The 23,922-nt window shown below is 72.4% G+C and carries 23 protein-coding genes; 13 read left to right on the top strand and 10 right to left on the bottom strand.

Annotated features, from left to right (window positions below; genetic code table 11):
- The first annotated feature begins 18 nt into the window (after positions 1-18).
- Positions 19-780, top strand: coding sequence for an Rv1486c family protein (locus QRN56_RS21825; protein ID WP_285106797.1), 762 nt, complete (start codon positions 19-21; stop codon positions 778-780).
- A 21-nt stretch (positions 781-801) separates the two neighbouring features.
- Here QRN56_RS21825 and glgA read toward each other — a convergent pair whose 3' ends face one another.
- The gene (gene glgA / locus QRN56_RS21820; protein WP_285107074.1) at positions 802-2,025 is read right to left on the bottom strand and encodes a glycogen synthase; all 1,224 of its coding nucleotides are present in this window, start codon (positions 2,023-2,025) and stop codon (positions 802-804) included.
- A gap of 149 nt (positions 2,026-2,174) precedes the next feature.
- Between glgA and glgC the strand changes: the two genes are divergently transcribed.
- Positions 2,175-3,416: a glucose-1-phosphate adenylyltransferase gene (gene glgC / locus QRN56_RS21815; protein WP_285106795.1), complete on the top strand. Its 1,242-nt coding sequence runs from the start codon at positions 2,175-2,177 to the stop codon at positions 3,414-3,416.
- Positions 3,417-3,471: 55 nt separating this feature from the next.
- A complete protein-coding gene (gene serB / locus QRN56_RS21810) occupies positions 3,472-4,098 on the top strand; it encodes a phosphoserine phosphatase SerB (protein WP_285106794.1) in 627 nt (208 codons plus the stop codon).
- Positions 4,099-4,215: 117 nt separating this feature from the next.
- Here serB and QRN56_RS21805 read toward each other — a convergent pair whose 3' ends face one another.
- From QRN56_RS21805 to fabG, 3 genes are all read right to left on the bottom strand, one after another.
- On the bottom strand, positions 4,216-4,755 hold the full coding sequence (locus tag QRN56_RS21805; protein ID WP_285106793.1) for a SixA phosphatase family protein: 540 nt from the start codon (positions 4,753-4,755) through the stop codon (positions 4,216-4,218).
- A gap of 17 nt (positions 4,756-4,772) precedes the next feature.
- Complete coding sequence (gene fabI, locus QRN56_RS21800; protein ID WP_020013108.1) at positions 4,773-5,543, bottom strand: enoyl-ACP reductase FabI; 771 nt, start codon at positions 5,541-5,543, stop codon at positions 4,773-4,775.
- Between the two features lie 160 nt (positions 5,544-5,703).
- Positions 5,704-6,441: a 3-oxoacyl-ACP reductase FabG gene (gene fabG, locus QRN56_RS21795; protein WP_285107072.1), complete on the bottom strand. Its 738-nt coding sequence runs from the start codon at positions 6,439-6,441 to the stop codon at positions 5,704-5,706.
- A gap of 263 nt (positions 6,442-6,704) precedes the next feature.
- Between fabG and QRN56_RS21790 the strand changes: the two genes are divergently transcribed.
- From QRN56_RS21790 to QRN56_RS21780, 3 genes are read left to right on the top strand one after another with little or no spacing between them, the layout of a single operon-like run.
- Positions 6,705-7,118 carry a DUF3099 domain-containing protein gene (locus QRN56_RS21790; protein ID WP_285106791.1) on the top strand — a complete coding sequence of 138 codons (414 nt, stop codon included), beginning with the start codon at positions 6,705-6,707 and terminating at the stop codon, positions 7,116-7,118.
- Positions 7,118-7,369 (top strand): hypothetical protein, encoded by a 252-nt coding sequence (locus QRN56_RS21785; protein WP_285106789.1) that lies wholly within the window; start codon positions 7,118-7,120, stop codon positions 7,367-7,369. The genes QRN56_RS21790 and QRN56_RS21785 overlap by 1 nt, the downstream gene beginning before the upstream one ends.
- Positions 7,366-8,313: an SURF1 family cytochrome oxidase biogenesis protein gene (locus tag QRN56_RS21780; RefSeq protein WP_285106788.1), complete on the top strand. Its 948-nt coding sequence runs from the start codon at positions 7,366-7,368 to the stop codon at positions 8,311-8,313. Before QRN56_RS21785 ends, QRN56_RS21780 begins: the two co-directional genes overlap by 4 nt.
- 63 nt (positions 8,314-8,376) lie before the next feature.
- Here the strand turns inward: QRN56_RS21780 and QRN56_RS21775 are convergent, their stop codons facing one another.
- Positions 8,377-9,975, bottom strand: a complete 1,599-nt coding sequence (locus QRN56_RS21775; RefSeq protein ID WP_285106786.1) for an ABC-F family ATP-binding cassette domain-containing protein — start codon at positions 9,973-9,975, stop codon at positions 8,377-8,379.
- Between the two features lie 127 nt (positions 9,976-10,102).
- On the opposite strand from QRN56_RS21775, the gene QRN56_RS21770 reads away from it, so the two are divergent.
- Positions 10,103-11,350, top strand: coding sequence for an MFS transporter (locus QRN56_RS21770; protein ID WP_285106784.1), 1,248 nt, complete (start codon positions 10,103-10,105; stop codon positions 11,348-11,350).
- Positions 11,351-11,404: 54 nt separating this feature from the next.
- Positions 11,405-12,061 (top strand): hypothetical protein, encoded by a 657-nt coding sequence (locus QRN56_RS21765; protein ID WP_285106783.1) that lies wholly within the window; start codon positions 11,405-11,407, stop codon positions 12,059-12,061.
- A gap of 42 nt (positions 12,062-12,103) precedes the next feature.
- Here QRN56_RS21765 and thrS read toward each other — a convergent pair whose 3' ends face one another.
- The 4 genes from thrS to QRN56_RS21745 all read right to left on the bottom strand — a co-directional run bounded on the left by thrS (position 12,104) and on the right by QRN56_RS21745 (position 16,620).
- Positions 12,104-13,429, bottom strand: coding sequence for a threonine--tRNA ligase (gene thrS, locus QRN56_RS21760; protein ID WP_285106781.1), 1,326 nt, complete (start codon positions 13,427-13,429; stop codon positions 12,104-12,106).
- A gap of 163 nt (positions 13,430-13,592) precedes the next feature.
- Entirely contained in the window at positions 13,593-14,480 is an 888-nt protein-coding gene (gene ypfJ, locus QRN56_RS21755; RefSeq protein WP_285106779.1) for a KPN_02809 family neutral zinc metallopeptidase, read from the bottom strand.
- A gap of 47 nt (positions 14,481-14,527) precedes the next feature.
- The gene (locus tag QRN56_RS21750; RefSeq protein ID WP_285106777.1) at positions 14,528-15,958 is read right to left on the bottom strand and encodes a serine hydrolase domain-containing protein; all 1,431 of its coding nucleotides are present in this window, start codon (positions 15,956-15,958) and stop codon (positions 14,528-14,530) included.
- Positions 15,959-15,975: 17 nt separating this feature from the next.
- Positions 15,976-16,620, bottom strand: coding sequence for a DedA family protein (locus QRN56_RS21745; RefSeq protein WP_285106775.1), 645 nt, complete (start codon positions 16,618-16,620; stop codon positions 15,976-15,978).
- A 127-nt stretch (positions 16,621-16,747) separates the two neighbouring features.
- On the opposite strand from QRN56_RS21745, the gene QRN56_RS21740 reads away from it, so the two are divergent.
- From QRN56_RS21740 to QRN56_RS21730, 3 genes are all read left to right on the top strand, one after another.
- Complete coding sequence (locus QRN56_RS21740; RefSeq protein ID WP_285106773.1) at positions 16,748-17,923, top strand: sensor histidine kinase; 1,176 nt, start codon at positions 16,748-16,750, stop codon at positions 17,921-17,923.
- Entirely contained in the window at positions 17,923-18,552 is a 630-nt protein-coding gene (locus QRN56_RS21735) for a response regulator transcription factor (protein WP_350224598.1), read from the top strand. The genes QRN56_RS21740 and QRN56_RS21735 overlap by 1 nt, the downstream gene beginning before the upstream one ends.
- Positions 18,553-18,641: 89 nt before the next feature.
- A complete protein-coding gene (locus tag QRN56_RS21730) occupies positions 18,642-18,911 on the top strand; it encodes a DUF1905 domain-containing protein (protein ID WP_285106771.1) in 270 nt (89 codons plus the stop codon).
- Between the two features lie 101 nt (positions 18,912-19,012).
- Here QRN56_RS21730 and QRN56_RS21725 read toward each other — a convergent pair whose 3' ends face one another.
- The gene (locus QRN56_RS21725; protein ID WP_285106769.1) at positions 19,013-20,128 is read right to left on the bottom strand and encodes a serine hydrolase domain-containing protein; all 1,116 of its coding nucleotides are present in this window, start codon (positions 20,126-20,128) and stop codon (positions 19,013-19,015) included.
- A 165-nt stretch (positions 20,129-20,293) separates the two neighbouring features.
- On the opposite strand from QRN56_RS21725, the gene QRN56_RS21720 reads away from it, so the two are divergent.
- The gene (locus QRN56_RS21720) at positions 20,294-20,878 is read left to right on the top strand and encodes an NAD-dependent epimerase/dehydratase family protein (RefSeq protein ID WP_285106768.1); all 585 of its coding nucleotides are present in this window, start codon (positions 20,294-20,296) and stop codon (positions 20,876-20,878) included.
- A gap of 134 nt (positions 20,879-21,012) precedes the next feature.
- Positions 21,013-23,907, top strand: coding sequence for a tetratricopeptide repeat protein (locus tag QRN56_RS21715; protein ID WP_285106766.1), 2,895 nt, complete (start codon positions 21,013-21,015; stop codon positions 23,905-23,907).
- Positions 23,908-23,922: the final 15 nt, after the last annotated feature.

Below are 23,922 nucleotides of genomic sequence, written 5' to 3'. Positions count from 1 at the left end.
GTCATTTACAGTGCTGCGGTGGACACCGATCAGGACCTCCCCCGGAGCGTGCTGCTCGCCCTGTGGCTGCAGGGCATAGGCGACACCTCGGACGCCGTGAAGTCCGTGGTGGGCGACGACGAGCCGCACACCGTGGAGGGGCTAGCAGGCTTTGCCGACGGAACAGACCTCGACACCCTCTTCACCGCGTGGACGGAGGGGCCGCGCGAGGTCTGCGCGCTCCTGCCCGCGCCGGGTGACGCCGCGGGCGTCCCGGCCGCCGCGAACCACGAGGCCACCGAGGCCGGCGAGTGCGTGGTGGTCACGACACCCGCCGGGAGCTGGGCCGCCGTGCCGCGGGTGCAGGCGTTCGGCAGCCACATCGAGCCCGGGCACATGGTGACGTGGCACGTGGTGCCGGTCCCCACGTGGACCACGCTGGTGCACGGCACCATCGGCTCGGTCGCCGACGCCGAGCGCGAGCTGCGCACGAGCCTGATGACGGCCACGGACGCCCTGGACCAGCTCGACGTCGCCCGCTGGCGCGACGACGCGGCCGACGCGATCGAACGGATCCGCTCGGCGAGCACGTCGTCGTGGCCGGTGCCGCACCTGGACGGGCGGCGCGCCCGCGTGCTGGACCTCGCGAGCCGGCTGCGCGCGATCGTCGCGCTGGGCACGGTGGACGACGGCGGCGCGGTGAACGTCTTCCAGGTCGACCAGCGGTCCACGGCGCTGCGCGAGGTGGACCGCACGGCCCGCCACGCGATGAGCGCGGCGACCTACGGCCAGATCGCCTGACCGCCGGGCGTCGCCCGACCGCTACGCGCCCGCCAGCACCCGCTCGTAGACGTCCATGGTGCGGTCCGCGATCGCGGACCAGGTGAAGTGCTCCTCCGCCCGACGGCGGCCGGCGGCCCCCATCGCCGCCGCGGTCGCCGGGTCGGTCGCGACGCGGGTCAGCGCGGCCGCGAGGTCGGCCACGAACCGGTCGGGGTCGAGCGGGGTGCCCGTGCCGTCGTCGGACTGCTCGATGGGCACCAGCAGGCCGGTCACCCCGTCGTCGACCACCTCGGGGATGCCGCCCGTGGCCGTGCCGACCACGGGCAGGCCCACGGCCATGGCCTCCAGGTTCACGATGCCGAGCGGCTCGTAGACGCTCGGGCAGACGAAGACGGTGCACGCGCCCAGGACCGCGATCAGGTCGGGCCGCGGGAGCATCTCCTCGATCCAGACCACACCGGTACGGGTCTCGCGCAGGCGCTCGACCAGGACCAGCACCTCGGCCATGATCTCCGGGGTGTCGGGCGCGCCCGCGCACAGCACGAGCTGCACCTCCGGCGGCAGCTCGGCGGCCGCGCGCAGCAGGTACGGCAGGCCCTTCTGCCGGGTGATCCGGCCCACGAAGACGACCGCGGGCCGGTCGGGGTCGATGCCGTGGCGGCGCACGGTCGCGGCGGCGTCGGCCTGCGCCGTCGCGTCGTCGGCGTCGGGCCGCCGCCAGCCCGACAGGTCGATGCCGTTGTGCACCACGTGCACGCGCTCGGGGTCGAGCTCCGGGTAGACGCGCAGGATGTCGGCGCGCATGCCCGCCGAGACCGCGATGACGCCGGCGGCGCCGAGGTACGCGGTGCGCTCGGCCCACGAGGAGAGCGCGTAGCCGCCGCCGAGCTGCTCGGCCTTCCAGGGCCGCAGGGGCTCCAGGGAGTGCGCCGTGACGACGTGCGGCACGCCGTGCAGGAGGCCGCCGAGATGTCCCGCCATGTTGGCGTACCAGGTGTGGGAGTGGAGCAGGTCGGCGCCCGCGACGTCGTCGGCCATCACGAGGTCCGTGCCCAGGGTGGCCAGGGCCGCGTTGGCGTCCGCGAGCGCGGTCGGCGTCGTGTAGCCGGTGACGCCGGACGCCTCGGTCGCGGCGTCGCGCGGGCCGTCGAAGCAGCGCACGCGGACGTCGGCGTGCTGGGCCAGGACCGCGGCCAGCTCGGCGACGTGCACGCCGGCGCCGCCGTAGACGTGCGGCGGGAACTCGCGGGTGAGCAGGTCCACGCGGAGCGCACGAGCGGGCCGGCCGGTGGTGGCCGGGGCGGGGGCGGGGCGGGGGGCGGCGGGAACGTCGGGCACAGTGCCAACCTAGCGTGCGCGAAGTCTCAGCGTGCCACCTGACGTTACGGCCGGAAAGGCCCTAATCTCACCGTATGGCCTCCGCCCCCCGCGTCCTTGCGATCGTCCTCGCCGGCGGCGAGGGAAAGCGGCTGATGCCGCTGACCGCCGCCCGCGCCAAGCCCGCCGTGCCCTTCGGCGGTATCTACCGCCTGGTCGACTTCGCCCTGTCCAACATCGTCAACTCGCGGTACCTGCACGTCGTGGTGCTGACGCAGTACAAGTCGCACTCGCTGGACCGCCACATCTCCAAGACGTGGCGCATGTCGCCGCTGCTGGGCAACTTCGTGGCGCCGGTCCCCGCGCAGCAGCGCGTGGGCAAGCACTGGTACCTCGGCAGCGCCGACGCGATCTACCAGTGCCTGAACATCATCGACGACGAGCGTCCGGACATCGTGGTCGTGGTGGGCGCCGACCACGTCTACCGCATGGACTTCTCGCAGATGGTGGACGCGCACATCGAGTCGGGGGCGCGCGCGACGGTCGCCGCGATCCGGCAGCCGATCGACATGGCCGACCAGTTCGGCGTCATCGACGTGGACCCGGGCGACCCCACGAAGATCCGTGAGTTCCTGGAGAAGCCGACCGACCCCACGGGCCTGCCGGACTCGCCCCGCGAGGTCCTGGCCTCCATGGGCAACTACGTGTTCGACGCCGACGCGCTGGTCGAGGCCGTGACGCGGGACGCCGCCGACCCGGACTCGCGGCACGACATGGGCGGCGACATCATCCCGGCGTTCGTGGCCCAGGGTGAGGCGGGCGTCTACGACTTCATCCGCAACGACGTGCCCGGCTCCACCGACCGGGACCGCGACTACTGGCGCGACGTAGGCACCATCGACTCGTTCTACGACGCCCACACGGACCTGATCGCCGTGCACCCGGTCTTCAACCTCTACAACATGGAGTGGCCGCTGTACACGGGCTACACGGGGCTGCCGCCGGCCAAGTTCGTGCACGCGGGCCCGGGCCGGATGGGGCACGCGGCGGAGTCGATCGTCTCGCCGGGCGTGCTCATCTCGGGGGCGCAGGCGGCCGGGTCGGTCCTGTCCCCCGGCGTGCACCTGCACTCGTGGTCGAACGTGTCCAACTCGGTGCTGATGGACGACGTCCAGGTGCACCGCTACGCGCACGTGCACCGGGCGATCGTCGACAAGAACGTGATCATCAACGAGCGGGCCCGCGTGGGCGTCGACCACGACGAGGACCGGGCGCGCGGCTTCACGGTGACGGAGTCGGGGCTGGTGGTGGTCCCGAAGGGCACGGTCGTGGACTGACCGTGTTCACCATGTGCGACGGCGGCCCGGGGAGACCCGGGCCTCCGGCACACTGGTGAGCGTGAAGCGACTCATCGTGTCCGACGCCGACTCCACGTTCTTTCGCCAGGAGGTCATCGAGCTCATCGCCGAGCACGCGGGCACCCGCGACGAGGTGGCGGCCGTGACCGAGCGCGCGATGCGGGGCGAGCTCGACTTCGCCGGGTCGCTGCGGGAGCGGGTGGCGACGCTGGCCGGCGTGCCCGTCGAGGCGCTGGAGAAGGTGCGCGCGGCGGTCGAGCTGATGCCTGGCGCCCGGGAGCTCGTGGCCGAGTGCCAGGCGCGCGGCTGGGCGTTCGGGCTGGTCTCGGGCGGGTTCGAGGAGGTCGCCGGGCCGATCGCACGGGAGCTCGGGATCGAGCTCGTGCGGGCCAACCGGCTCGAGGTCGCCGACGGTGTGCTGACCGGCCGCACCGTGGGCCCCGTCATCGACCGGGCCGCCAAGGCCGCGACGCTGCGCGAGTGGGCCGCGCAGGTCGGTGTGCCGCTGGAGCAGACGGTCGCCGTGGGCGACGGCGCGAACGATCTCGACATGATCGGCGTCGCCGGCGTCGGTGTGGCCTTCAACGCCAAGCCGGTCGTCCGCGACCAGGCCCCCCACGTGATCGAGGACCGCCTGGACAACCTGCTGGCCCTCCTCTGAGACCACCGAAGCCCCCGTTGAGTGCGGGATATTCGCCCTTCTGGCACACAGAAAAGGGCGAATATCCCGCACTCAACGGGGGCTTTCGGGTGGGGCAGGTGGGGCGGGTGGGGCGGGTCAGGCCGGGCGCGTGACCTCCGTCAGGCGGGCCGTCTTGCGGTCCCAGTCCGCCCAGGCCAGGTCGGCCTCCAGCACCGAGTAGGTCGCCGTCGGGACGCCGACGCGCACCTGCGCGAGGGCGCCGTCCTCCGAGCCGGGACCGGCCAGGAGCTCGGCCGTGCCCGCCATGGCGGGCTCGTGACCGATCACCAGGACGGTCCGCGCCGCCGGGTCCAGCTCACGCACCAGCGCGAGGACGCCGCGCGGCATGGCACCGAGCAGGTCGTCGGTGAAGGCCACCGACGGCTCGCCCAGGTGCTTGCGCACGAGGTCCCAGGTCTGCCGCGTGCGCAGCGCCCCGGAGACGAGGACGGCGTCGGGCACGAGGCCGGACGCGACCAGCGCCGCGCCGACCTTCCCTGCCTGGTCCCGGCCACGCAGGGCGAGTGGCCGCGACTCGTCGGGAAGTTCCGACGCCGGCTCCGCCTTCGCGTGCCGGAGCAACACCAGACGCCGTGACGGCGTCGTGGTGGGCTCCGCGCCCGACGCTCTGCCCATCAGTGCCTCCTGCCCATCTATTGGCCCATGGCGTGCACGCCGCCGTCGACGTGCACGATCTCGCCTGTCGTTGCCGGGAACCAGTCGGACAGCAGGGCGGCCACGGCGCGCGCGGCCGGCTCTGCGGTGGTCTGGTCCCAGCCGAGCGGGGCTCGCGTCGGCCAGGCGTCCTCCATCGTCGCGAAGCCCGGGATGGACTTGGCGGCGGTGGTCCGGATGGGCCCAGCCGAGACGAGGTTGCAGCGGATTCCCTCAGGGCCGAGGTCGCGCGCCAGGTAGCGGTTCGCGGACTCCAGACCGGCCTTGGCCACGCCCATCCAGTCGTAGACGGGCCAGGCGAACTGCGCGTCGAACGTCAGGCCGACGACGGCGCCGCCGTCGGTCATCAGCGGCTTGGCGGCCACCGCGATCGACTTGTACGAGAACGTGGAGACATGCAGCGCGGTGGCGACGTCCTCCCAGGTGCCCGACAGGAAGTTGCCGCCCATGACGGACTGTGGCGCGAACCCGATCGAGTGCACCACGCCGTCGAGCCGCTCGAAGCCCTCCGCGCGCACGGCGTCCGCGAGCGCGTCGAGGTTCTCCTGGCTGGTGGCGTCCAGCTCCACGACCGGCGCCTCGACGGGGAGACGCTTGGAGAAGGCCTGGGTCAGCTTCATCTGCCGTCCGAAGGACGAGAGCACGACCTCCGCGCCCTCCTCCTGGGCGAGCCGGGCGGCGTGGAATGCGATCGACGAGTCCGTCAGCACGCCCGTGACGAGCAGCTTCTTACCTTCGAGGAGACCCATGTTGTCCTTCCGATCAGGCGCAGGCGTGCCGGAGCAACCCCTGTGCTGGGTGCGAGCGTAATGCGGATTGCTGCGCGGGACGAAACTCCGCGCCGTTCTCGATGCCGAGAGTGTTGGATATGTACGGGCGAAACCGCAGGCAGCGGCGTCAGACTACGGGTCAGTGCCCCATGCCGAGGCCACCGTCGACGGGGATGACGGCACCCGTGACGTAGCCGGCGGAGTCGGACGCGACGAAGGAGACCACGGAGGCCACCTCGTCCGGCGTGGCGAACCGGCCGGCCGGGATCGACTTCAGGTAGCCGTTGCGCACGTCCTCGGACAGCGCGGCCGTCATGTCGGTCTCGACGTACCCGGGGGCGACGACGTTCGCGGTGATGCCGCGCGTCCCGAGCTCGCGGGTGATCGAGCGGGCCATGCCGACCAGGGCCGCCTTCGACGACGAGTAGTTGACCTGGCCGGGGCCGCCGGACAGGCCCACGATCGAGCCGAGCAGCACGATGCGGCCCTTCCGGGCCCGGATCATGCCCTTCGACGCGCGGCGCACGCAGCGGAACGTGCCCTTGAGGTTCACGTCGATGACGGTCTCGAACTCCTCGTCGCTCATGCGCATGAGGAGCTGGTCCTTGGTCACGCCGGCGTTGGCCACGAGCACCTCGACCGGGCCCATGTCGGCCTCGATGGCGGCGAACGCGGCGTCGACGGCCGCGGTGTCGGTGACGTCCGCCACGTAGGGCTCCACGCCCTTGGGCAGCTCGCCGCCGCGGTAGATCGTGGCGACGCGGTCGCCGTCGGCGACGAACCGCTCCGCGATGGCGCGGCCGATGCCGCGTGCGGCACCCGTCACGACGACGACACGGCCGGTCGGACCTGCGGCAATGCTCTGAGTGGCGGGCATGGTGGTCACCTGAAGCTCCTCGATGCTGGGCTTTGCGCAAAAGGGCCGCGCGAGGCTGGGGCCGCGGCCGGTACCTGGGTCGATCCGGGTCCGCTGCGACGCTACCCCGCGCGTCGCACGGGCGCCGCGCGCGCCGGGCCACAGGGATGGACCGGACCTTGTCGGTTTTCTACAACAACTCCGAGCGTATCCGGCGCGAGCCGGGTCGTGTGAGGTGCGTCGGCATCGTGTCCGACGGCGTCCGACGCACGTAGACTGGAAGGATGAGCGAGCCGGTTCCCTCCATCACCTCGGCCCCCGAGCCGCTGGCGGTGGACCAGGCGCGCCGCACGCGCAGCTACCTCATCCAGATGTCCATCCGTGTGGTCTGCATCATCGGCGCCGTGCTGGTCGACGGCTGGATCCGCTGGGCCCTGGTGGCCGCCGCGGTGGTGCTTCCGTACTCCGCGGTGCTGATCGCCAACGCCGGGCGGGACCACACGACGCACGACACCTCCCCCGTCACGCCGCAGGCGGCCCCGATGCTCGAGGAGCTGCCCGAGGACGCGCCCCCGGCCGCACGCCAGGGCGGGCAGGGCGGCCCGGCGGACGACCGTCCCGACGACAAGGGCACCGACGACGGGACCGGACGGCTGAGCTACGGCTCGGGCCGCGTGATCAACCACGTGGACGACTGATGGACGTGCTGGGACTGACGGGCGCGACGCCCGACGCCGTTCCCGACGGCGAGCTGATCTGCAGCGCCAAGGGCTGCCGCGACGAGGCCGTGTGGGGCCTGCTCTGGAACAACCCGAAGCTGCACACGCCGCAGCGGCGCAAGGTGTGGCTCGCGTGCGACGAGCACCGGGAGCACCTCGAGCAGTTCCTGGGGGCGCGGTCCTTCTGGAAGCAGACCGTTCCGGTGACGGAACTGGACCGGGCCTCGTGAGCCAGGCGTCCGTGGCCGAGCGCCCCCAGTCGCCCGACGACCCGCGCGGACCGCGCACGACCCGCCAGTGGGTGATCCTGGCGGTGGCCGCCGTGGTGCTGGCTGCACTGTGCCTGGTCGCCGGACGCTGGCAATGGAACCGCTACGAGTCCCGCGAGGCCGAGATCGACCTCATCGAGAACAACTGGTCGGCGCCCGCGGTGCCCGCGGACGAGATCCTGCCCGGACCGGGTGCGGTGGTGCCGGACTCCGACGTCTGGCGCCCGGTCGAGCTCGAGGGCCACTACGTCACGGACGCGACCGTGCTGCTGCGCAACCGGCCGGTCGCGGGCCGCAACGGGTATCACGTGCTGGTGCCGTTCGAGGCGCGCCTGCCGAACGGCCAGGACATAGTGATGGTCGTCAACCGCGGCACGGTGCCGCTCGGCCGTGACGCGAGAGGCCCGGACGCCGTCCCCGACCCGCCCTCGGGCACGGTGACCGTCGTGGTGTCCCTGCGCGCCGACGAGCCGCCGTCGGACCGTGGCGCGCAGCCGGGCCAGGTGCAGGCGATCTCGACGGCCCAGGTGCTCGACGCCGGGCCCGCCGGACCCGGCTGGGCCGAGGGCCGCACCGTCGGGGCGTACGGCGCGCTCCGGTCGGAGCAACCCGCTGCCGACGTGGCGCTGGCGAGCCTGCCCAAGCCGGACACCGACCCGGGGTCGCACCTCTCGTACGCGTTCCAGTGGGCCATCTTCGCGCTCGGCGCCGTGGGTGGGTACGTGGTGCTGTGGCGCCGTGAGCGCGGGGCGCTGCGCGGCGAGAACGTGTCCGCGGGCGACCTGCTGCTGGCCTCCGGCGAGGCGTCCGACGGCGAGGGCGTGCGGGCGCGCAGGCCGGCCCGCGAGCGCCGTCCGACCGCCGAGGACGAGGAAGACGCGCTGATCGAGTCACAGCTGCGCTGAGGGCGGTCGACGAGGCGCGACGGCGGACGCCGTCCCGTGCGCCGGAGCCCTCCGGGGGCAGCGTCAGGCCAGGGAGACGAGCTCCTGGTAGCTGTCGTTCCAGAGGTCCTCGTCGCCGTCGGGCAGCAGCAGCACGCGCTCGGGCTCCAGGGCCTCGACGGCGCCGTCGTCGTGGGTCACCATCACGACCGCGCCCTCGTACGTCTTGAGTGCCCCGAGGATCTCGGCCCGGGAGGCGGGGTCGAGGTTGTTCGTCGGCTCGTCGAGCAGCAGGACGTTCGCGCCGGAGACCACGATCGTCGCCAGCGCCAGACGCGTCTTCTCGCCGCCGGAGAGCACGTGGGCGGGCTTCTCGGCGTCGTCCCCGCTGAACAGGAACGAGCCGAGCACCGAGCGCACCTGCGTGTCCGTCAGGTCGGGCGCGGCGTGCCGCAGGTTCTCGACGACGGTCGCGTCCATGTCGAGCGTGTCGTGCTCCTGGGCGTAGTAGCCGAGCTTGAGCCCGTGCCCGGGCTCGACCTCGCCGGTGTCCGGGGCCTCGACGCCCGCGAGGATGCGCAGCAGCGTCGTCTTGCCGGCACCGTTGAAACCGAGCACCACGACGCGCGACCCACGGTCGATCGCCAGGTCCACGCCCGCGAACACCTCCTGGGAGCCGTACGCCTTGGACAGCCCGCTCGCGGTGAGCGGCGTGCGCCCGCAGGGCGCCGGCGTCGGGAACCGGAGCTTGGCCACGCGGTCGGCGGCGCGCTCGTTCTCCAGGCCGCCGAGCATCTTCTCGGCGCGCTTGATCATGTTCTGCGCGGCGGTCGCCTTGGTCGCCTTGGCGCGCATCTTCTCGGCCTGGGCGAGCAGCGTGCCCGCCTTCTTCTCGGCGTTGGCCCGCTCGCGCCGACGACGCCGCTCGTCCGTCTCGCGCTGCTCCAGGTAGGTGTCCCAGCCCATGTTGTACTGGTCGAGCTCACCCCGGTTGGCGTCCAGGTGGAACACCTTGTTCACCGTGGCGCGCAGCAGGTCGACGTCGTGGCTGATCACGATGAACCCGCCGTTGTACGCCCTGAGGTAGTCGCGCAGCCAGATGATCGAGTCGGCGTCGAGGTGGTTGGTGGGCTCGTCCAGCAGCAGCGTCTCGACGCCGCTGAACAGGATGCGCGCCAGCTCGATCCGGCGGCGCTGACCGCCGGAGAGGGTGCTCAGGGGCTGGCCCAGCACGCGCTCGTCCAGGCCGAGGTTGGCCGTGATGATCTGCGCCTCGGACTCGGCGGCGTACCCGCCGGCCGCGAGGAACCGCGCCTCCAGCTTGGGGTACCGCTCCAGCGCTGCCGCCTGCGTGTCCGGGTCGGCCGACGCCATCTCGCCCTCGGTCTCGCGCATCTGCGTGATGACCCGGTCGAGGTTGCGCGCCGAGAGCACGCGGTTCATCGCGAGGACCTCGAGGTCGCCCGTGCGCGGGTCCTGGGGCAGGTAGCCGATGTCGGTGCCGCGCACGATCTGCCCGCCCGTGGGCTGGGTCTCGCCCGCGAGGGTCTTGGTCAGCGTGGTCTTGCCGGCGCCGTTGCGGCCGACCAGGCCGATCCGGTCGCCCGAGGCGACCCGGAAGGTGGCCTCGCTCAGCAGCACGCGCGCGCCGACGCGCAGCTCGACGCCATGGGCAGTGATCACGCAGGTGTTCCTCACGGTCAGGGGGATGGTGGCAGGGTGGATCGGCCCACGGCGGCGGGGGCCGGACCAGTCTAGGGGGTGCGGGTCCGGCAACGGGCAGGTCGCGACGAATGTCACCATGGAGCCCATGCCCGCACCCAGCTCCCGGCCCGCCGCCTGGCAGCCCGGCGACGTCCGCGACGCGGCCGGCGGCCTGTTCGCGCTGGCCCTCGCCACGTTCGTCGCCGTCACCACCGAGCTGGTCCCGGTAGGCCTGCTCCCCCTGATCAGCGACGACCTCGCCGTCTCCGAGTCGGTGGCGGGCCTCCTGGTCACCGCGTACGCGTTCATGGTCGCGGCGCTCGCCCTGCCGCTGACGTCGGCGACGCGCCGGCTGCCGCGCAAGACCGTGCTGCTCGGCACCCTCGCCGTCTACACGGCGAGCAACGTGATCGTCGCGCTCGCCCCCACCTTCGCGGTCGTCGCCGCGGCCCGGGCGCTCGGCGGGGCGGCGCACGCCGTCTTCTTCTCGGTGAGCATCGGGTACGCGTCGCGCCTGGTGCGGCCGCACCTCGCGGGACGAGCCCTGGCGCTCGTCACCCTGGGCGCGTCGGCCGGGTTCATCCTGGGCGTCCCGCTGTCGACGTCGCTGGGCACCGCCGTCGGCTGGCGCGAGGCGTTCCTCGTCCTGACGGGCGTGTGCGCCGTCGCGGGCGTGCTCACGGCCCTCCTGCTGCCCTCCGTCCCAGGCGGCGGCGCTCCCCCGGATGACGCCGCCCGCGGCGCCCGGCGTACCGCGCTCGCCCAGGTCACCACGGCCAACGTGCTGGCCTACCTCGGCCACTTCACCGTCTACACCTACGTGTCCGTACTGCTCCTGGCCGCCGGGCTCGCCACGGCGGCGCTCGGCCCCGCGCTGCTGCTGATCGGGGCGCTCGGGCTCATCGGGGCCGCGTTCGCCGCCACGCGGCTCGACGTCCGGCCCCGGCAGACCACGGTGATCACCCTGTCCGTCGTCGCGTGCGGTGTGCTCGCCCTCGGGATCGTGTTCCCGGCGACGGTGGGCACGCTCGTCGCCGCGGCCGTGTGGAGCATCGGCTTCGGCGCCGTCGCCGCCGTCTTCCAGACCGCGGCGATCCGGACGCGCGGGGCCTCGCCCGACGTCGTCGGGGCGCTGGTGAACGCGACGGCGAACATCGGCATCGGCGGCGGCGCGGCGCTCGGCGCGCTCGTGCTCGACGGCGCCGGCGTCGCCGCCGTCCCCTACACCGGTGCGGTGCTCGTGGTCGCCGCGCTGGTCGTGGTGCTGGTGGCGCGCAAGGCGTTCCCGGGAGGTGCGGCGGCCGACGCCGAGGACGCCCGGCACGGGAGCAGGGGCGAGACCAAGGACGAGTGATCGCTTCACCGCCAGGACGCGCGCGTACGGCAACGCGGACGTAACGTCCGCCCCATGGGCACTGAGACCTCCAGCGTTCCAGTCACCGTCGCCGACGCTCTGCCGCACCTGCGCGCGGGCCGTCTGACGGGCGGTGACGACCTCACGGCCAACCGGCCGGCGAAGCACCTGATCGCGCGGCGCCGCACGTACTTCCGGCAGCACGCCGTGGCCGTGCTGCGAGGCCGGCTGACCCGCAACCCCGACGCCCACCACCGCGAGATGCGGCACCGGATCACCGGGGCCCGCGCCGCCGCGGACGAGCTCTGGAAGCTCGTGGCCCGGCGCCCGGTCTGGCGGGTGCTGCAGTCCGTCCAGTCCGACGGCGGCGCCCTGGAGCTCGACCAGCTCGTCATCGGGCCCGGGGGCGTCTTCACCATCCACACGATCTACCGGCCCGCGCACGAGGTCACCGCCGAGGCCGCCTGGAACGAGGCGCGCCGCGCCCAGGAGATCCTGCGCTGGGCCACGCGCGTGCCGATCACCGTGCAGCCGGTCATCGTGTTCGTGCGCACCAAGGAACCCCGTGTCGAGGGCTCGCGCGAGGGCGTCGAGGTGCTGACGGCCCGGGAGCTCGTGCCCTGGCTCGAGAAGCACCGGCCGGTGCTCACCGACCGCGAGCTGGAGATCGTCCACCTGGCGGCACGCGACCGGCGGACCTGGGCGCGGTGACAGGCCGGCGACGCGCCGTCGGGACCGCAGGCCCGGCGACGCTCACAGGCTGACCCGCGGCACGCGCCTGCGGGCCGCCTCGGCCAGGCGGTCGCCCAGCTCGGCGAGCGGCACCGAGGCCCTGGCGCCCGACGCCGGATCGGTCACCGCCAGCGCACCCGCCGCCACCTCGCGCGCGCCCAGCACGCCGAGCAGCGCGTCCCGCCGCTGCCGGGCCTTGCGGATCCGGCTGCCCAGCGACCCCTCCCGCTCCACCCGGACCCGCAGGCCGCGGGCCCTCAGGTCCGCGGCGAGATCGTCGACGAGCTGGTCGGGGGCGTCCGGCAGCGGCAGCAGGCAGACCTGCACGGGCGCGAGCCAGAACGGGAGCCGTCCGCCGTGCCGTTCCAGGAGGAACGCGACCATCCGCTCCATCGCGCCGACGGTGCCGCGGTGGATCATCACGACCCGCTCGCGCTCGCCGGACGCCGCGACGTAGGTCAGGTCGAACCGCTCGGGCTGGTTGAAGTCGAGCTGGACGGTGGCGAGGGTCTCCTCGTGGCCGCGCGCGTCGAGCACCTGGACGTCGATCTTGGGGCCGTAGAACGCCGCCTCACCGGCCTCGGCGTGCCACGGCAGGCCGGCGGGCGAGGCGACGTCGTCGAGCACCGCGCGCAGCGCCTCCTCTGCCGCGGCCCACCGCTCGGGCGCGCCGAGCCACCGCTCGGAGGCGTCCCGGCCGGACAGGCGCAGGTACGCCACCTCGATGCCCAGGGTGTCGAGCACCTCCAGGACGGCGGCCAGCGCGGTGCGCACCTCGGCCCCGACCTGGTCGGGACGGCAGAAGACGTGTGCGTCGTCCAGGTTGATCTGCCGTACCCGGCTCAGCCCCGACAGCACCCCCGACCGCTCGGCGCGGAACATCGACGCGAGCTCCGAGTACCGCACGGGCAGGTCGCGGTACGAGCGCGGCTCGGACGCATAGATCTGCGCGTGGTGCGGGCAGTTGGCGGGGCGCAGCACGAGGGGGTCGGCGTCCGCGTCCGGGCTGCCGTCGAGGTCGGGAGCCGAGCCCGAGCTGTCAGCGTTCCCGCCCAGGTACATCGGCGGGAACATGTCGTCCGCGAACTTGGCCCAGTGGCCCGAGCGCTCGTACAGCGACCGCTTGCCGAGCACCGGCGAGTACACCGGCTCGCAGCCGGTGCGCAGCGCGACCTCGCGCGCGTACTGCTCCAGCTCGTACCGGATCGCCGCGCCGGCGGGCAGCCACAGCGGCAGGCCGGGCCCGACCAGCGGGCTGGTGTCGAAGATCCGCATGTCGCGGCCGAGGGCACGGTGGTCGAGGACGGCGGGTGCCTGAGACCGCTGGTTCGGTGCGGGGGCGTTCATGACGGTGCTCCTTCGATGGTGGAGCCGCCCCGGTGCCGTCGTCGTGCACGGCAAAGGCCCCGGAGCGAGCTCCGGGGCCTGGGTGCTGAAAGCAGGTCAGCGCGCGCCGGAGGGGTCCGGCGTCGTCGTGCGTGCGCTGAGGTGCATGCCGCCCACCGTAACGTCAGAGGGTGCGCGCGTCCAGGGCGTTGCAGTCCTGGATCGTGCCGCCGTCGTAGCCGATCGAGAACCACCGCACGCGCTGCTCGCTGGAGCCGTGCGAGAACGCCTCGGGGTTCACGTCGCCGCCGGAGCGGCGCTGGATGTTGTCGTCGCCCACGGCCGCGGCGGCGGACAGCGCCTGCTCCAGCTCCGCCTGCGAGATGGGCTGAAGGAACGGAACGCCCGTGTCCGGGTCCTCGGTGGTCGCGGCGTTGCCGGCCCACATCCCGGCGAGGCAGTCCGCCATGAGCTCGATGCGCACGGAGTCCGACTCGGGGCCGGTGCCCGACCGGTCGGCCCGCTCGAACAGCCCGAGCTGGTTCTCGATGTGGTGCCCGAACTCGTGCGCCGTCACGTACATCTCAGCCAGCGGCCCGCCCTCGGCGCCGAACTGGCTGGAGAGCTGGTCGTAGAACGAGAGGTCCTCGTACACGGTCGTGTCGGCCGGGCAGTAGAACGGCCCCGTGGCCGACGTCGCGGAACCGCAGCCGGTGTCGACCGCACCGGTGAAGCTGACGACCTCGGGCAGCTCGTACTCCACGCCGCCCTGCTCCGGGAGCGTCTCGGCCCAGTAGACGTCCAGCGAGTCCACGGCGGCATTGAGCCGGCACTCGGGGTCGGCGTTCGCCTGCTCGGCGGTGCACGCGCCGATGTAGCCCTGCTCGCCGCCGCCCCCGCTGTCGGTGGTGGTCCCGAGGATGTCGGCCGGACTGTTGCCGGTCAGCACCATGTACAGGAGCGCGATGACAAGCGCCGCACCGCCGCCGACACCCGCGCCGACGGCGCCCCGGCGCCCGCCGCCCTTGCGGACCCGGCCGCCCTCGAACTGCCCGCCCTCGCTGAAAGTCACCTGACAACGCTACCGCGAGGCGGGGGTCACCACCCCGTCGTCCGGCGCTACCCGGCCGTGCGGCTCCGGTACTGCTCGATCGGCCAGGACGTCATCGCGCCGATGCGGACCGAGACGATCTCTCCGTCGGCGTCGCGGTCCGTCTGGACCGGCTCGCCCACCGTGCCGAACCCGGCGACCGGCTCCTGCACCAGCCGGCCGTCGGACACGACCAGCCGCTGCGCGACCTCGGCGGGCTCGGCGGCGCGCACGTTGATCGTGTGCAGGATCCCGCCGAGGACCACGACGTCGGCCACGCCCCACAGGTTGGCGAACCGCCCGACGGGCGCGTCCGCAGGGACTCCCGGCGCCGGGTCGCCGCCCTTGCCGGAGGCACCCGCGACGACCCCGCCGGCCGCCACCTCGTCCGCCGCCGCGAGCGCCAGGTTGATCAGCTGGATCACGCCGTTGGCGATCTGCCCGGCGGTGCCGTCGACGGCGTTGGTCAGGGCGGAGACCACGATCCCGTCCACGGGGTCGATCCAGGTGCGGGTGATGTGCCCGGGGTAGCCGCCGGAGTGGCCGACGACCTCGCGGTCCCCGACCTTGCCGACCTCGATGCCGACGCCGTAGCGGCCGAGCTCCTTGCCGCGCACCGCGACCCGGGACTCGTCGCGCTGCATGATGCGCTTGCTGGCGTCGCTGATCAGGGTCGTGTCGCCGTACACGTGCGCGGCGCCGTAGCGGACCATCTCCGTCGCGGTGGAGTACCAGCCGGTCGCCGCGGCCATCGCACGGGTGTCGACGTGAGGGATGACCCGGCGTGCGTCGCCGTGGGCGATCCGCCCGGTGTGGCCGGCGGCGTACTCGGCGGCGCGGGCGGGGTCCAGCTCGGTCCCGGTCCGCGTCAGGCCCAGCGGCTCGACGACGGCGACCCGTGCCACCTCGTCGTACGTCTTGCCGGTGACCTGCTCGATGATGATCCCGAGCAGGCTGTACCCGATGTTCGTGTACTTGAAGTGCTCGTTCGGCTCGAACACGACGCCCTCGGCGCGCACGCACTCCAGCACCTCGGCGCGGTCGAGGAAGGGCCGGTGGTGCTGCCAGAAGTCGCCGTCGGAGGAGTCGCGGATGATCCCGGCCTGGTGGCCGAGCAGCTCCCGGACGGTGACGCCGGCGGCGCGCGAGCCGTCCAGCTCCGGCACGAGGTCGCCCACCCGGTCGTCGAGCCGCAGCTCGCCGCGCTCCACGAGCTGCATCACCATGACGCCGGTGAACGTCTTGGAGTGCGACGCGACACGGAACAGGTGGTCGCTGGTGAGGTCCTCCCCCGTCTCGACGTCGGCCTTGCCCCAGGCGAGGTCGACGAACACCTCGCCGCGGCGTCCGACGGCGAGCTGCAGGCCGGGGATGCCGTGGTACGCGGCCTGGAACGAGGCCCAGTCGGCGAGGTAGGGGGCGATGGAGCGGAGGGTCTGGGCGGTGCGGTCGTCAGTCACGGTTGCATCATGCCCGATCAGCGCTGGCGGGCATGGCGCGGCCGGTCCGGGTTGCGCAGCGTCTTGACCAGCCACCACACGATCAGCAGGACGGCCACGACGATGACGACCTTCTGGAACACGCCGACGCTCTCCTCGACGATGTGCCACTGGTCCCCCAGCAGGTAGCCGGCGCCGACCAGCAGGGTGTTCCACACGCACGAGCCGAGCGTCGTGAACAGCAGGAAGCGTGACAACGGCATGCGCTCCACACCGGCCGGGATGGAGATGAGGCTGCGCACGATCGGGATGACGCGGCCGATGAGCACCGCCCAGTCGCCGTGCCGGTTGAACCAGGTCTCCGCCTTGTCGACGTCCTCCAGCTTCACGAGCGGCATCCGGTCGACGATGCTGCGCAGGCGGTCCCGCCCGAGCCACGCGCCGAGCCCGTACAGGAGGAGCGCACCGACCACCGACCCCGCCGTGGTCCAGACGAGCACGTGCCACAGCACGAGGGTGCCCTGCGCCGCTGTAAAGCCTGCCAGCGGCAGGATCACCTCGCTCGGAAGGGGCGGGAAGAGGTTCTCGAGGGCGATCGCTACGCCTGCGCCCGGTGCGCCGAGGGTCTCCATGAGCCCGACGGCCCAGTCGGCGACGGTCGTGGCGAAGCTTTGTGTCGTCATGCCCCTACGCTATTCGGCCGCGGAGGGTCGGCGGACTGTGGTAGTCCGTCACAGCGTGGGGGTATGCCGCAGGTGACGTGTGGTTTTCCGCAGTCCGCCCGGCCGCCGCCGTCCCTATCCTGGCGAGGTGAACCCAGCCCCCGCCGCTCCGCACAGCACCCCCGCACGGGTGATGTGGGGTGCTGCCCTCGGCGCCGTCACCTGGCCGGCCGACCTGTTCTGCGCGGTGCTGGCGCTCGTGACGGCGGGCCGCCCGGCGCCGCCCGGGCCGGTTCGTGCCGTGGTCGCGTGGCACCGCCGGCGCGCGGTCCGGTTCTTCGACTGGTCCGACGACGGCGCCCCGCTCACCTCCTGGCGCGCCTCCGCGTACCTCGCGCTGCGCGTCGGCATGAGCTCGCTGAGCCTGCTGGTGCTGGGGCTGCTGGCGTACGGCGTGTTCGGTGTGGTCGTGAGCCTGGCGTCCTGGCTGTTCGACGTGCGCCTCACCGTGGACGCGGCGGTCCAGGGCGACGGTCTCTCCACGTGGGACGTGATCGTCCTGGTGCCCATCGGCGCGATCCTGCTGTACCTGGACCTCATGGGACTGTTCGGGGTGGGCCTGCTGGACCGGTGGACCGCCGCCCGGTGGTTGTCGCCGAGCCGCAGCGAACGCCTGGCGGCGCAGGTCGAGGAGCTGACGGTCAGTCGCGCGGACCTGCTGTCGGCGCTCGACGCGGAACGCGGCCGTATCGAGCGGGACCTGCACGACGGCGTGCAGCAGCGCGCCGTGGCCCTCGGGCTGCTGGTCAACCGGGCACGGCGGCTGGCCGGGCCCGGTTCGGCGGGCTCCCTGCTGCTGGAGCAGGCGGGGCGGGAGGCGGAGCAGCTGGTGACCGACCTGCGCGACGTCGCCTGGCGGGTACGACCCACCACGCTGGACACGCACGGGCTGGAGCCGGTGCTGCGACAGCTCGTGTCGCACACCGCGGTGCCGACGGCGTTGGACTGGGCGGTCCCGGTGCGGCTGCCGGCCGCGGTGGAGACGACGGTGTACTACGTGGTGGCGGAGGCGCTGACGAACGTGGCGAGGCACTCGGGGGCCGCGGGGGCACGGGTGGCGGTGCGCCTCGCCGACGACACGAACCCGGAGGCCGACATCATGCGCGTGGTGATCAGCGACGACGGCGGGGGCGGCGCAGCACCCCGCCCTGGCCACGGGCTCGCCGGGCTGGCCGGCCGTGCGGCCGCCGCGGGTGGCGCACTGACCATCGAAAGCCCGGTCGGCGGCCCCACACGGATCGAGGTGACGCTGCCGTGCGCGTGATGCTGGCCGAGGACTCCACCCTGCTGCGGGAAGGTATCCGCAGCCTCCTGGCGGACGAGGGCCACGACGTCGTCGCTGCCTACGGCTCCGCGGAGGGCCTGCTGAACCGGCTGGCGGCCGAGCGACCCGACGTCGTCGTGCTGGACGTCCGCATGCCGCCGACCCACACCGACGAGGGCGTGCGAGCGGCGGCCACGATCCGGGAGCGCTGGCCGGACGTCGGCATCCTCGTGCTCTCGCAGTATGTCGAGCGGCAGTTCACGCAGGTGCTGCTGGGCGAGGACGCACGCGCCGTCGGCTACCTGCTCAAGGACCGCGTGATGGGCGTGGACGACTTCCTGGAGGCCCTCGACCGGGTGCGGTCCGGGGGCCTGGTGCTGGACCCCGAGGTGGTGGGGCAGCTGTTCCGGGACACGTCGCACCGGCTCGGGATGCTGAGCGAGCGAGAGCGGGAGGTGCTGGCACTGATGGCCGAGGGGCGGACCAACGCAGGGATCGCCCGGGCGCTGTTCATCTCGACGTCGGCGGTGGAGAAGCACTCGAACGCTATCTTCGACAAGCTCGAGCTGGTGGCGGCGGACGGGTACAACCGGCGGGTGCTGGCGATCCTGCGGTGGCTGGAGTCGTGACGGTGAGCTGCCTCTGACGGTAGGCGCCGCTCCAGCGCCCGTGTCATGGTGTTGGCTCGACGACGACTCCTGAGCGGACGGAATCCACCATGGACGAACGGTTCACCGCGACCCTGCAGAAGAGCCCGAACGAGGGCGGCTGGACCTACGTCGTATGGCCCGAGTCCGTCATGTACTACGGCACTCGCGGCCTGGTCAAGGTCCGCGGAACGATCGACGGTCACCCGTTCCAGAGTTCGTTCATGGCCCTGGGAGACGGCACTCACAAGCTGCCCGTCAAGGCGGACGTGCGCAAGGCGATCGGCAAGGAGGAGGGCGACACCGTGACCGTCGTCCTTCAGGAGCGTCTGGACGCCTAGGAGCGCAGCCAGGTCCGTTCCCGACGTGCCACGCCGAACAATTCTCGTGTCTGACCGGCACGTGCCGCACTGTCGTGGGGCAGCAGTACCCCCTGAGTTGATCATGTCAGGCAGTACGCCGCGCCCGTGGCGGCCGCGAACGAGATGAAACCGTCGTTCTCGCCGGAGGCGAGCAGCATCGTGAGGCTCCGGCCGTCGTCGCGCCGGTAGGCATAGGTCACGTAGCCGAGCAGTTGTCCGCCGTGTCCCCACAGCGTGCCGCCGCAGGGCAGGTCGAACCGCTCCAGACCCAGCCCGTAGTGGAAACCCATGCCCATCGGGACGGTCGTCCGCATCTGCACCAGGGACTCCTCGCTGATCAGGTCACCGCCCAGGAGTGCCTCGAAGAAGGCCTGTAGATCACGGGTCGTGGAGACCATCTCTCCTGCGGCCCAGTCGAGAGAGACGTTCTGCTCGGTGACGTCGACGCTCTGCCCGTCCTCAAGTGTGGTGGCTGCGTGGATCGCCGGCTCCGGAATGGTGGGGTCAGCACCCGGGAACGAGGTCCCGGTCAGGTTCAGCGGACCGAGGATCCGGTGCTCGATCACCTCGCTGTACGGACGGCCGGTGACGACCTCGACGAGCCTGCCCGCCACGATGTAGTTGGTGTTGGAGTAGCGGAAGTCCGTACCGGCTGCGAAGTACGGCTGGTGCTCGACGGCGGCATCCAGCAACTGGTCGGGCAGATAGCCCGCGAAGCGGGCGTCGCCCCGCCACCGGTTGGTGGACCAGCCTTCTCCCTTCATGTAGTCGTACAGCCCACTGGTGTGGTTGAGGATCTGCCGCACGGTGATGTCGGCGCCGTTCGGCACGACGCCCGGCAGGTAGGTCTCGATGGGTGCGTCGAGGTCCACCTTGCCCTCGTCCACGAGCTGCAGGATCACCGTGGCCACGAAGGTCTTGGTGATGCTGCCGATCCGAAAGCGCTCGTCTCCGGAGGGCGACCTCGCCCCGCCGCTGGTCGAGGAGCCGGACGTCCAGGTGCCCGCTGGTCCAGGTTCCGTGACTCTCAGAAGAGTGGCCGAGGTCGAAGGCGCAGTGCCGGCGATCACCGAGGTGAGTACCTGGTTGCGCCCGAGTACCAGGGCGAGCGCGACCGCGCCGATCATGGTGACGGCGCCGATGAGAAGTACTGCGATCGCTCGGCGGATGCGGTGAGGTCTGGGCGTTGTGGACATGCTGTTCAACCTAGGAAACCGAGACCGCGCGGAGACTGCGGAAAGCCGTACGGGAGGGTGCGGAGGTCCTCAGCGTGCTGCCGGTCAGGACGAGCGTGACGAGGCCACAGCCGGCCATCCGGTCCGCGCTTTGCACCGTGCAGTACCCCTCCCTAGGCTGCGCCGGTGCGCATCTTCCTCGCCGGCGCGACCGGCGTGATCGGGTCCCGGTTGCTGCCGCTGCTCGTCGCGGCCGGCCATGAGGTCGCAGGCACCACGCGCTCGCCCGAACGCGCGGGCGCCATCGAGCGGCTCGGGGGCAGCCCGGTCGTCGTGGACGTCTACGACGTCGAAGCGCTCACGGCCGCCGTCGTCGCGTACCGGCCCGACGTGGTGATGCACCAGCTCACCGACCTGCCCGACGACGTCGCGGCGATCCCGGCCCGCGCTGCCGCGAACTCGCGGATCCGCACCGAGGGCACGGCGAACCTGCTCGCGGCGGCACAGGCCGCGGGCGCACCCCGGGTGCTCGCGCAGTCCATCGCCTGGACGCCGCCCGGCCGGGGCGACGCCGTGGCCTGGCACGAGGCCGCCGTCCTGGACGCGGGCGGGGTCGTGGTGCGGTACGGCCAGCTCTACGGCCCGGGCACATACCACGAGACGGAGGAGCCCGCGCACCCGCGGATCCACGTGGACGACGCCGCGCGGCTGACGGTGCCGCTGCTGAGCGTGGAGCCGGGGGTCGTGGTGCTGGCGGATCCCGTGCACTGACATGAACGATGTCGCGCCACCGGCTGACCGGGTGCAGGTGAAGAACAGACACAGTTCCGCTCAACCTCATCGCGAAACCTTGCCTCCGCCGACAAACCTTCCCGAATTGTCCGCTTCCTCGTACGCTCGTGCCTGTGGCGGAGGTGGGGCCGGGGGACGTCAGCAGCGGGGGCGGGCGCCGGCTCTGGGTGTATGGCTTCGCATCGACTCTTGCCGTCCTTGTCGGCATCGCGGCAGCGGTCCTCCCGGAGTCCGTACCGCCCTGGGTGCGGCAGACCATGGTCGCCGGCGCCGTCGTCGGCGGGGTCGTCGGTGCGACGCTCCTCGAACGCTGGTTCACCCTGCACGACCGGCACCAGGAGGCGGCTGACCGTGAGGCCCACGATCGCCTCGCCTCGCAGCAGCTCGGCGTCCGGCCGCCGGGAGACGAGGATGCCCCCGGCCGCCTGCTCTCCCCCGTTCGTGAGGGTGACGACCAGATCGTGAGGTTCGTCGGCCGTGAAGACGTGCTCCAGCAGCTGATCGACTGGTGCGTCGACGGCCATGACACCGGCAGACGTTCCCTGCGGGTGCAGCTCGTGACTGGTTCCGGCGGCGTGGGCAAGACGAGACTCGCACACGAGCTGCAGACCGCGATGCGGAGGAAGCGCGGATGGGAGTGCCGCAACCTTCGCGCCGGCGTCGAGGCGGAGGCCATGCAGGTGTTGCGCCGCGCGCATCGCGAGGCGCCCGTGCTGTTCGTCGTCGACTACGCGGAGAACAGGAGCGACGGCGTCGCCGAGCTGCTGCGCCAGGCGAACAGCGATCCCGGGGCGGTGCGTGTCCTCCTCCTCGCCCGCCGGGGCGGCGAGTGGTGGTCGGACCTGTGCCAGCAGTCCGACGTCGGCGCCGTCGTCGGCAGATACGACCCCATCGAGCTGTCCGACCGGGTCGTCCCGCACGACGCCGACGACGGGCACCTCGCCGAGCAGCAGAGGATCGTCGACGTCGCGGTGCAGGACTTCGCCGCGTTCCTCGACCGGAACCCGGTGCAGGTGACATTGCCCGACGTCGTCCCCGGCGCGCGGATGCTCGACCTGCTGTCCATCGGACTCATCCAGGTGCTGCGGACCGAGGAGCATCCGACCGACGTGGGCGCACCACGGCGGACCCACGCGGACGTGTCGATGCACGCCGTGTTCGACGAGCTGCTCCGGCACGAGGCACGCAGCTGGGTGAGGTCGGCCCACGAGGCCGGGATCCCCACCGACGGCCAGACACTCCGGATCCTTGTGGGCGCCGCGTGCCTCCTCGGCGCGGACAGCCAGGCCGAGGCCGAGTCACTGGTCCGTCGTGCTGCGTCGCTGTGTCCGCCGGGCTCTCGGCTCGATCCCCGGTCGGCCGCCCGCTGGCTGCGCGAGCAGTATCCGCCGGGCGACGGATTCCCGGAGAGCTCCGGTGACCCGGCACTCGTCGGGGACCCCGGATGGATCGGGAGCCTCCACCCGGACCGGTTGGCCGAGCACCTGGTCGTCTCCGTGCTCACGGCCGCGGACTCCACAGACGCGAGTCGCGCCCTGGTGAGTTCCGAACGGCGGGCGGTCCTCTTGCACGGCCTGAGCGAGAGCCAGGCAATCCGGGCCATGATCGTCTTGACGCGGGCCGCGTCCGATCCGTCGCGCAGCGAGGATCGCAAGCACGCGAGCGCCTCCGGTTTTCGGCGCCCGGGCCGCACTCACGAAACCGACACCGATCGCCTCGACCCACGCCGAGGAGACGACGTGGCCCAGCTCGCGCTGGATCTCGTGCACGGCATCGACGCACGATGGCGCACGGTCAGTGCGGTGCACGAGCAGCTCCCCTGGCCGGACCCGCCGAGCGCGCTCCACGAGGTCGGACACCGGGTCGCCGAGCTCCTCGTCCTTGCAATCAACAACGACCGGCCGTCCGCGCACACCTACCGGACCGCTCACGCGCAGCACGTTCTCGGGAACTGGACCTACACGCTCGGCCGCTACGACGACTCGCTCAGGGCGCGAGAGGAAGCGACGCGTCTGTACCGCCGGCTCGGAAGGTGGCGTGCCGGCCGCTACTGGCCGAACCTGGCCCAGTCGCTCGACAACCTCGGTGACTCGTTCGCCGTGCTCGGTCGGTACACCGAGGCGCTGGAGGCGCGGCGCGAGGCCGTACGGACGTGGCAGCAGAATGCGCACGTCGACGCCGAGCGGTTCCTGCCAGACCTGGCCAAGTCGCTGCACAACCTCGGTGTCTCGTACCGGGACCTCGGGCTTCCCCGCGAATCCCTTACAACGCACCGCGAGGCGCTGGCCGCACGTCGACACCTCGCTGCGCGGCACGACCGCCATCGCGCCTCGCTCGCGCGATCCCTCAGCTCCATCGGACGGTGCCACACCGACCTCAGCGATACCGATCTGGCGCACTCCGACTTCCTCGAGGCGCTGGAGCATTGGCGGCACCTGGAGGCGGAGACCCCGACGCGCTACGAACCGGACCTGGCCCTCGCCCTCGGCGACCTCGGCAATACCCACGGGCTGCTCGATCGCGCCGAAAAAGGCCTGGCACTGCATCAGGAAGCTCATCGGATCTGGGAACGCCTCACGGCCCGGAACCCGGTCCGCTTCGAGCCCGGGCGCGCCCGGTCCCTCACCGACCTCGGCAGCGCCTATGCGACCCTCGGCAGACTCCAGAGCTCGGTCCGGGCCCACGACGAGGCCATCGCCATCTATCGGGACCTCTCGAACAGATACCCGAACCGGCGCGAGCAGAACCTCGCCTGGAGCCTCGGCGTCTCCGCGTCCTCCCTGGCTCGTGCCGGGCTCGACGAGCTCGCGCGGGAGCGATTCGCCGAAGCGCTCGGCCTCTACCGACGCCGGTACCAGGGCGGTACACAGTCAGTGCAGTTCGTGACGACGTATCGATCGGCGCTGGACGGGTATGCGACCGTGCTGGAACGAGCCGGAAAGGACGACGCTGCCCGAGGGCTGCGGACCGAGATGGAGCCGCTGGACCAGTTCCTCACCGACTTGTGACCGACGCCGCCGACG

The sequence above is a fragment of the Promicromonospora sp. MEB111 genome (genome assembly GCF_030209445.1).
Taxonomy (GTDB): domain Bacteria; phylum Actinomycetota; class Actinomycetes; order Actinomycetales; family Cellulomonadaceae; genus Promicromonospora.
The sequence above is the reverse complement of the archived record's forward strand: the minus strand, read 5'-3'. Positions and strand labels throughout refer to the sequence as shown.

Bases quoted from the DNA above. Each gene is read 5' to 3' on its own strand.
- glgC (WP_285106795.1), top strand. From the start codon at position 2,175: ATGGCCTCCGCCCCCCGCGTCCTTGCGATCGTCCTCGCCGGCGGCGAG.
- QRN56_RS21805 (WP_285106793.1), bottom strand. From the start codon at position 4,755: ATGGGCAGAGCGTCGGGCGCGGAGCCCACCACGACGCCGTCACGGCGT.
- fabI (WP_020013108.1), bottom strand. From the start codon at position 5,543: ATGGGTCTCCTCGAAGGTAAGAAGCTGCTCGTCACGGGCGTGCTGACG.
- fabG (WP_285107072.1), bottom strand. From the start codon at position 6,441: ATGCCCGCCACTCAGAGCATTGCCGCAGGTCCGACCGGCCGTGTCGTC.
- QRN56_RS21790 (WP_285106791.1), top strand. From the start codon at position 6,705: ATGAGCGAGCCGGTTCCCTCCATCACCTCGGCCCCCGAGCCGCTGGCG.
- QRN56_RS21785 (WP_285106789.1), top strand. From the start codon at position 7,118: ATGGACGTGCTGGGACTGACGGGCGCGACGCCCGACGCCGTTCCCGAC.
- QRN56_RS21770 (WP_285106784.1), top strand. From the start codon at position 10,103: ATGCCCGCACCCAGCTCCCGGCCCGCCGCCTGGCAGCCCGGCGACGTC.
- QRN56_RS21765 (WP_285106783.1), top strand. From the start codon at position 11,405: ATGGGCACTGAGACCTCCAGCGTTCCAGTCACCGTCGCCGACGCTCTG.
- thrS (WP_285106781.1), bottom strand. From the start codon at position 13,429: ATGAACGCCCCCGCACCGAACCAGCGGTCTCAGGCACCCGCCGTCCTC.
- QRN56_RS21745 (WP_285106775.1), bottom strand. From the start codon at position 16,620: ATGACGACACAAAGCTTCGCCACGACCGTCGCCGACTGGGCCGTCGGG.
- QRN56_RS21735 (WP_350224598.1), top strand. From the start codon at position 17,923: ATGCTGGCCGAGGACTCCACCCTGCTGCGGGAAGGTATCCGCAGCCTC.
- QRN56_RS21730 (WP_285106771.1), top strand. From the start codon at position 18,642: ATGGACGAACGGTTCACCGCGACCCTGCAGAAGAGCCCGAACGAGGGC.
- QRN56_RS21725 (WP_285106769.1), bottom strand. From the start codon at position 20,128: ATGTCCACAACGCCCAGACCTCACCGCATCCGCCGAGCGATCGCAGTA.